General features: G+C 55.0%; 8 protein-coding genes. 3 read left to right on the top strand and 5 right to left on the bottom strand.

The window, feature by feature from the left end; translation table 11 throughout:
* The 3 genes from F8I07_RS01270 to F8I07_RS01260 all read left to right on the top strand — a co-directional run.
* Positions 1–493, top strand: a 493-nt coding sequence (locus F8I07_RS01270; protein WP_292654708.1) for a tetratricopeptide repeat protein, incomplete at its 5' end; no start/stop codon positions are given.
* Between the two features lie 43 nt (positions 494–536).
* Positions 537–2336, top strand: a complete 1800-nt coding sequence (gene recQ, locus F8I07_RS01265; RefSeq protein ID WP_292654705.1) for a DNA helicase RecQ — start codon at positions 537–539, stop codon at positions 2334–2336.
* 116 nt (positions 2337–2452) lie between these two features.
* Positions 2453–4399, top strand: coding sequence for a glycosyl hydrolase family 8 (locus F8I07_RS01260; RefSeq protein WP_292654703.1), 1947 nt, complete (start codon positions 2453–2455; stop codon positions 4397–4399).
* A gap of 57 nt (positions 4400–4456) precedes the next feature.
* On the opposite strand, the gene F8I07_RS10065 is transcribed toward F8I07_RS01260, so the two are convergent.
* From F8I07_RS10065 to F8I07_RS01240, 5 genes are all read right to left on the bottom strand, one after another.
* On the bottom strand, positions 4457–4588 hold the full coding sequence (locus F8I07_RS10065; RefSeq protein WP_367264265.1) for a DUF4357 domain-containing protein: 132 nt from the start codon (positions 4586–4588) through the stop codon (positions 4457–4459).
* Complete coding sequence (locus tag F8I07_RS01255) at positions 4581–5504, bottom strand: ketopantoate reductase family protein (protein WP_292654700.1); 924 nt, start codon at positions 5502–5504, stop codon at positions 4581–4583. The genes F8I07_RS10065 and F8I07_RS01255 overlap by 8 nt, the downstream gene beginning before the upstream one ends.
* A gap of 350 nt (positions 5505–5854) precedes the next feature.
* Positions 5855–6229: a thioredoxin gene (gene trxA / locus F8I07_RS01250; RefSeq protein ID WP_292654698.1), complete on the bottom strand. Its 375-nt coding sequence runs from the start codon at positions 6227–6229 to the stop codon at positions 5855–5857.
* Between the two features lie 57 nt (positions 6230–6286).
* On the bottom strand, positions 6287–6772 hold the full coding sequence (locus F8I07_RS01245) for a DUF1456 family protein (RefSeq protein WP_292654695.1): 486 nt from the start codon (positions 6770–6772) through the stop codon (positions 6287–6289).
* On the bottom strand, positions 6769–7272 hold a 504-nt coding region (locus F8I07_RS01240; protein WP_292654692.1), incomplete at its 5' end, for a DUF302 domain-containing protein. The genes F8I07_RS01245 and F8I07_RS01240, both read right to left, overlap by 4 nt.

The raw sequence follows: 7272 nt of genomic DNA, 5'->3' as shown, positions 1-7272 counted from the left end.
AGGGATCTACAAGGACCTGGAAGAAGCAAGGCACTGGTACGAAAAGGCGGCGGCCCAGGGGTATGGGTATGCCCTGTTTAACCTGGGGGTGGTCTGGGAGCGCGGCTACGGGGTGAAGCCGGACCTTGCCAAGGCCAGAGCGTATTACGAAAAGGCCGCCGGCAAGGGGGTGGCGAAAGCCGCCTACAACCTGGCCAATCTCTACTATCGGGGCAAAGGGGTGGCCAGGGATCTCACCATGGCACGGCGTTATTACGAACAAGCCGCCAAGCTGGGCCATGCCGGCGCCCAGTTTTATCTGGGCTGGCTCTATGCTCACGGTGAGGGAGTGGAACGGGATCTGAAACGGGCCAAAAAGTGGTACCGTGAGGCGGCGCTGAACGGCAGCAGGCAGGGAGCGCTCAACTACGGCCTGCTTTTGAAAAAAGAGGGCGATGCGGAGGCGGACTATTGGATCGGAAGAGGCAAAAGAGGGAAGAACCGTACAAAATGAAAGATTCTTGGATTCTCCCCGGAAACAGTGTTACAGTTTTGATATGAACAAACTCGAAACACTCCGACGCCATTTCGGACATGAGGCTTTCCGTCCCTTGCAGGAGGAGGCGGTGGATGCGATATTGAGCGGGCGGGATCTGCTGATGATCCTGCCTACCGGCGGGGGAAAATCCCTCTGCTACCAGCTGCCGACCCTGATGATGCCGGGGGTGACGGTGGTGATCTCGCCGCTGCTGGCGCTGATGCATGATCAGGTGACGGCCCTGCGGGAGCAGGGGATCGCCGCGGCGATGCTGGGATCGATGCAGTCGCAGGAGGAGCAACGCGAAGTGCTGGCGCAGCTGCGCCGCGGGGAACTGAAGCTGCTCTATGTGGCTCCCGAGAGACTGGCCGGAGAGTTTTTCTCCCGTCTCCTGCAGACCCTACCCGTCAACTTTTTCGTCATCGATGAGGCCCACTGCGTCAGCGAGTGGGGGCATGAGTTCCGGCAGGACTATCGCCGTCTCTCCTGGCTGCGGGAGCGTTTTGGCTCCATCCCCATCGCCGCCTTCACCGCCACGGCGACGGCGGAGGTGGAGCGGGACATCGCCGAGCAGCTGCGGCTGAGGGATCCGGTGCGGGTTCGGGGAAGCCTCTACCGGGAGAACCTCACCGTTACCGCCCGGCATCGCCTCGGTGACGGCCGGGGGCAGCTGCTGGAGCTACTGGCGGCCCACCGGGGAGAGTCGGGGATCGTCTATACCCTTTCCCGGAAGCAGACCGAGTCTCTGGCGGAATTTCTACGGAGCAAAGGGCACAAAGCCGCTGCTTTCCATGCGGGGCTGGAGGCGGAGGAAAAGCGCCGGGTCTACGAGGCCTTTCTGGCCGACGAGATCGAGACGGTGGTGGCCACGGTGGCTTTCGGGATGGGGATCGACAAGAGCAATATCCGCTATGTGGTTCACATGAGCCTCCCCAAAAGCGTGGAGAACTACTATCAGGAGATCGGTCGGGCGGGCCGCGACGGCCTGGAGGCGGAGACGCTGCTGCTTTTTGGCGCTCAGGATCTGCTGATGCAGCGGCGCTTCATCGACGAACTGCCCGAGATCCCCTACAAAGCCCACGCCTACGAGAAGCTGGAGGCCTTTTGGCGGCTCTGCACGTCGGAAACCTGCCGCCACCGGGCGCTGGCGGGCTATTTCGGCGAGGAGCTGCCGGCCTGCGGCAAGCGCTGCGATAACTGCCTGGCTCCCGCCTCTCAACAGAGAGAGATCACCGAGGAGGCCCGGAAATTCCTGGCGGCGGCCTGGCGCAGCGGCCAGCGCTTCGGCACCGGCTATCTGATCGACCTGCTGCGCGGCAGCCGGGACCGGCGGATCCTGGCCAACGGTCATGAATCGCTCTCGGTCTACGGCATCGGCAAGGAGTTGGATCGCAAACAGTGGGGGGTTGTCGCCGACCGGCTCCTGGAACTGGGAGCGACGACACTCAATGAACACAAAGGGGTGGTGTTGACTCAAAAAGGGGCGGAGATCCTCAAGGGACTCGAGGCCGTGACGATCCGTCAGGAGCGTATGGAGACCAAGGCCCCGAGCCGGAGGGCTTCCGTGGAACCTGAGCTGCCCGACGATTTCGATGCGGAGCTTTTCGAGCGCCTGAGAGAGCGGCGCAAGGCAATCGCCCGGGAGCACGGCGTACCTCCCTATGTGGTCTTCTCCGACAAGACGCTTCGCGAACTGGCGATCCACCGTCCCGCCGACCGGGAGGAGATGCTCTCTATCCACGGCATCGGCGAGGTGAAATTCGAGCGGTATGGGGAGCTGTTTTTGGAGGTGTTGGAGGAAGTGAATCGCTTCTCATAGAGATTTTACTGGTTTTCGGTTATCTTTACAAAGATTAAACAAGAGGAACGTAGGATGGCTTCATCGACAGATGGAGGGTTTTCATCGCATACGAGAGATGGAAGGAGAAAAACGGGATGAAACATCAGATATCCGGAATCAGAAAACTGAAAAGCGTTTTTGCCGTGACTGCAATGCTTTTCATTGGAAACACTCTTTGGAGCGGGGAACCGCATAATCCCTTTCCGCAGCATGTGGACTATACGGCAGGAACTATCAAACCGAGTCGATACACTCAGGAGCAGATGGATCGGGATGTCGCCGATTTCTATGACTACTGGAAAAAGAGTTATGTGGTTTCAGCCGGGAAAGATGACAACGGCAACCTTCTTTACCGGGTCGCTTTCGGCAAGGGATCGGATGTGACGGTCTCGGAAGGGCAGGGCTATGGGATGGTGATTACGGCTCTGATGGCCGGATATGACCAAAAGGCCCGGGAGATTTTTGACGGGATGTGGCGCTTTTCACGACGCTACCCCAGTGAGATTGATTCACGGCTTATGAGTTGGAAGATCAAAAACGGTCAAAGAGTTGACGGGGCGGACAGCGCTTTCGACGGTGATGCAGATATCGCCTTTGCCCTGCTGCTGGCCAATGAGCAGTGGGGAAGTGACGGGGCGATCAACTATCTGGCCGAAGCTCGCAGAGTGATCGAGGGAATCAAGACCTCTACGATCGGTCCTGACAGTCTGTTGCCGAAATTGGGAGACTGGGTGGAGAATGACGGTGAGAAATACAATCAGTTTACCCCGCGTAGCTCCGATTGTATTTTGAGTGCTTTCAAAAGCTTCGCCTGGGCGAGCGGCGATGATAGCTGGTATGATGTGGCGGAATCTTGCCAAAAGGCACTGGAACACATCCAGAAAAAATATAGTAAAAAGACCGGCCTCCTTCCCGACTTTATGGTTCGTTGCGACCCGGTGAGCTCCTGTCGTCCGGCGCCCCGTAATTTTTTGGAGGGACCCAATGACGGTAAATATTATTACAATGCGGGACGGGATCCCTGGCGTGTCGGTCTTGATTACCTGATTTCCGGAGACGAGCACTCTCGTAAAATCGTTGTCAAGATGATCAACTGGCTCAATAAGCGTACCAAAGGGCGTGCTGCCAAAATCAAATCGGGCTATACTCTCAAGGGTCGAAAAATCGGTAACTATACCAGTTCATTTTTCCAGGCTCCTTTCGGGGTAGCCGCCATGGCAGATAAAAAGTATCAGAAATTTCTCGATCGTATCTACAACGCGGTAAGAAAGGATCATGAAGGCTACTACGAGGATAGTGTCAATCTCCTCTCACTGCTGGTGATGAGCGGTAACTTCTGGGCTCCGGATGAGACCTCTGTGAGTGACCCGAAAGCTCCCTACAGTGATGATAAATTTCGGGCATTCCTTCAAGATGCGAAATTGACTTATCCCGATTCCCATACCGTCGTAGCGCAAAAAGAGGGGTTCAAAGATTATCACAGTGACTTTTTCTATTTGGCAAAGGGAAAATATATGACCTTTTCTATGACAGCTGACGCTCTGGAGCGGGATGAGTTACGCCATTTTGAGGAGTTTGATCTGAAAAAGTCGCATGAACTCTCGGGACGTATTCGCTTTTCCAAAATCGGGGAAGATGTGGAGGAGTTTACCTGGATGCAGATGCATCACGCAAATGCTCATCGGCCGTTTATCCGCCTTGCCTGGAGGGATGAACACAAAGATTCTCTCAGCGGTCAGATCCATCGTGATGCTCTTTGGGCCATAGTCTCCAAAAGTGATGTCAAAGGATCAGGAAGTTACTACCTTTATCTCGCTGACCGTCCGAAAGGAAAATTTGTCGGTGCGAAAATCTCTTCACATGACGGTCGGGTCTATCTCACAATTGATTCCAAAACGATCGATCTTTTTAAAGATATCAATGATTCGGAGTTGGAAAAAAATTGGCGCGATGTCAAAGATTTCTATTACAAAGCAGGTCTCTATCTCAATAAGGGATCGGGGGAGATGCGTGTCCAGTTTAGTAAACTGAGGGAAAAATAGAAGCGGCTCTTCTTCCCGTTATTCTGCACTTTCAAACGATTGGAGGGCTCTCTCGTCTTATGATTTCCATTCAGTGAGACCGTTGGCGCTTCTGCCCATCACAAGGGATGCCGCGGCGGAAGGACTGTAAAACGGCACACCGTCAAGAAGGAACAATTTGATTGTTTTGGGATTGGTTTTTCTATTCATGATGATTGCCTGGTGAAGGTTCAGCTCTTAAAAGCTGATAGATTCGTTCCATCTCCGATACATCCACCCCCAGACGCTTACCTTCTTTGACTACATAACCCACCAGCGCTTCGATCTCGGCAGGTTTGCCCCGTTCCAGGTCCAGTTGCATGGAGGTTTTGGCGCCGGGGAGGACTTTGGAGGCCTGGGCAATGGTGGCTTCGATCTCTTTTTCCCCCAGGGAGATCCCTTTGGCCCGGGCGAGGGCGGTGATCTCCTCCAGGAGGCGGCTGAGCTGCGCGCTATGCTCTCGGTAGACCTGATCCATCGGAACCTTATAGAGTGAGGTGAGAGCCGCCATGGGGGAGATGAAGAGAAATTTGCGCCACTGTTCGTAGGCGATATCGGCTGTGGGTTTGTGACGAGGCAGAGAGCGGTCGAAGAGTTTGAGGATCTGAGCGTAGTTGTCTGGATCGAAATTTTCCTTGCCCCAGCAGAGACGGAAGATCTCTCCTTTTTTGCGGATCACTCCCGGTTCGACGATGTTGGAGAGGATATAGATGCACCCCTCCAGGGCGTCGGCTCGGGGGTAGTGCTTAAGGATTCGGGGGCGATACTCTACGCCGTTGAGCAGGGGGAGGATGACCGTCTGGTCCGAGACGTTGGAACGGATCGCCTCCAGACCCGCCTCCAGGTCGGTCGCTTTGAGGGTGAGGAGGATCAGATCCTGGATTCCCAGGCCGGAGGGGTCTTCCACGGCATGAGCAGGCTGGACGGTGTACTCTTCCTGCTGGTCGATGATATGCAAGCCCTGCGTTTGGATCGCCTGCAGATGCGCTCCCCTGGCGACGAGGGTGACGTCGTTTTCTCCGGCACGGATAAAGCGTGCCCCCAGATACCCGCCGACACCGCCGGCGCCTACAATCATAATCTTCATTTCACCACCTTCAAAATAAATTGAGTTCTTTGAAAATCCAAAGAGTTATGCTTCCGTCATCCTGAACTCGATTCGGGATCCATGGCTTTTGGGGTATTTCGGGCCGTGGATTCCGGGTCAAGCCCGGAATGACGGCAGGTTTTATTCGATAGTTCCGGCAGTCGCTAATACTCTTGGTACCCTTTCAGGGCAAGCTCCTTTGTCGCTATCGTGTGAAACCTCTCTTTTCATGATTATACAGAGAGTCCGATAGATTATCTTGATGTCGGTTCGTTTGAATGGAAAAAATCTAATGAATGGAAAGTGGGAGATATGAAGCGGCGGGAAAGCCCGCCGGGGCTTCGGTGAGCTTACTGGGCGTTGCCCTGTTCCTGCTTGGCGATCTCGGCACGGACCATATCCATGTCAAGTTCCCGGACCTGCTGGATGATATCTTTGAGGGCTTCTTCGGGGAGCATACCGGCCTGGTTGAAGACGATGATTCCCTCTTTGATGACCATGACGGTGGGGATGGAGCGGATCTGGAATTCGCCGGCGATGGCCTGCTCCTCTTCGGTGTTGACTTTGCCGAAGAGAATATCGGGGTTTTCCTCGGCGACCTTTTCGAAGATGGGGGCGAAGGATTTGCAGGGTCCGCACCAGGGAGCCCAGAAGTCGATGATGGCGATGGGGCTGGCGCTGATCTTTTCGTTGAAATTTTCGGCGGTGAGAGTTTCGAGAGCCATGGTTGTCCTTATCGTTGAGTTGAAAAAAGATTATGACATAGTTGGCTGAAAGAAAGATCAGCCGGCGTGACTGAGAGGCGGCATGTCGGCCCGGTACTCCTCCAGTCCCAGGAGGAAGTCGTTGAGAACCGCGTCGGAGCAGGGGAGGTATTTGGGGTGTTCCGGTGAACGAAAGAGGTCCCGGAGCTTGGAGCGACTCATCGGCCGCTCTCCCATTTCAAAGATCATCTCCATATCCATCTCTTTGAGCTGCAGCGCGATGCGGAGTTTTTTGAGGATGAGGTTGTTGTCCAGTTCGATTTCGGCATCCTCCGGCGGCGGGTTGAGGATGCTTCCCCGCGTCAGGCGGATCAGCCCGTCGAGGAAGATCCCCAGCTCTTCGTAGTCGGCATTCTCATGACCTTTGGCGGAGGGTTTTTTGAGAATGGCTTTGAGGCGTTTCTCTTCGATGGGATAGGCTTCGAGTTCATAGATCTTGAGCATGGTTTCTGGATCGAGGCGCAGTGCCTCTTTGATCTTGTAGAGAACCTGACCCGGTTTCAACGATGCACCTTTTTGACGGCGTCACTGGCGATATCCAGGTCTCTGGCCATCAGGTTGATCAGGTCGATGCAGGTTTTCTCTTTGATATTGTGTTTGAGGGACCAGTATTCCGGGTTGGTGTAGACCAGATGCGTCGTGCCGTTGAGCTCATTGTAGATCCCGATACGCAGGGGCAGATCCACCGCCATGGTGGGGTTGCAGTCGAGGAGTTTGGCGCTGATCTTGGGGTTGTCGATCTCCAGCGTCAGGGTCGGTTTGAGGTACATTTTGATGGCGGCGGCACGCTGCTCCTGGTCGATGCTGCGTAGGAGGTGGTAGTTTTTGGGTTCCAGGGCCGCGCTGATACGCCGGGCGGTCTCGGTGATGTTGTAGTCGCTGACATGTTCCTTGAGGAAGCTGCTTCGATTTTTGCCGCCGGAGCAGGCGGAGAGAGAGAAGATGACGGTTGTAAGGGCGAGAAATAGAGAAAGGTTTTTTTTCATATCTATGAAGCCTTGTTT

This window comes from Nitratifractor sp. (assembly GCF_015487065.1).
Lineage (GTDB): Bacteria > Campylobacterota > Campylobacteria > Campylobacterales > Sulfurovaceae > Nitratifractor.
Note: the sequence above shows the minus strand (reverse complement) of the source record. Positions and strands in the feature narration are given on the sequence as shown.

What these genes read in the sequence shown, in the direction of transcription:
- recQ (WP_292654705.1), top strand. Translation starts at nt 537, where the DNA reads ATGAACAAACTCGAAACACTCCGACGCCATTTCGGACATGAGGCTTTC.
- F8I07_RS01260 (WP_292654703.1), top strand. Translation starts at nt 2,453, where the DNA reads ATGAAACATCAGATATCCGGAATCAGAAAACTGAAAAGCGTTTTTGCC.
- F8I07_RS10065 (WP_367264265.1), bottom strand. Translation starts at nt 4,588, where the DNA reads ATGAATAGAAAAACCAATCCCAAAACAATCAAATTGTTCCTTCTTGAC.
- F8I07_RS01255 (WP_292654700.1), bottom strand. Translation starts at nt 5,504, where the DNA reads ATGAAGATTATGATTGTAGGCGCCGGCGGTGTCGGCGGGTATCTGGGG.
- trxA (WP_292654698.1), bottom strand. Translation starts at nt 6,229, where the DNA reads ATGGCTCTCGAAACTCTCACCGCCGAAAATTTCAACGAAAAGATCAGC.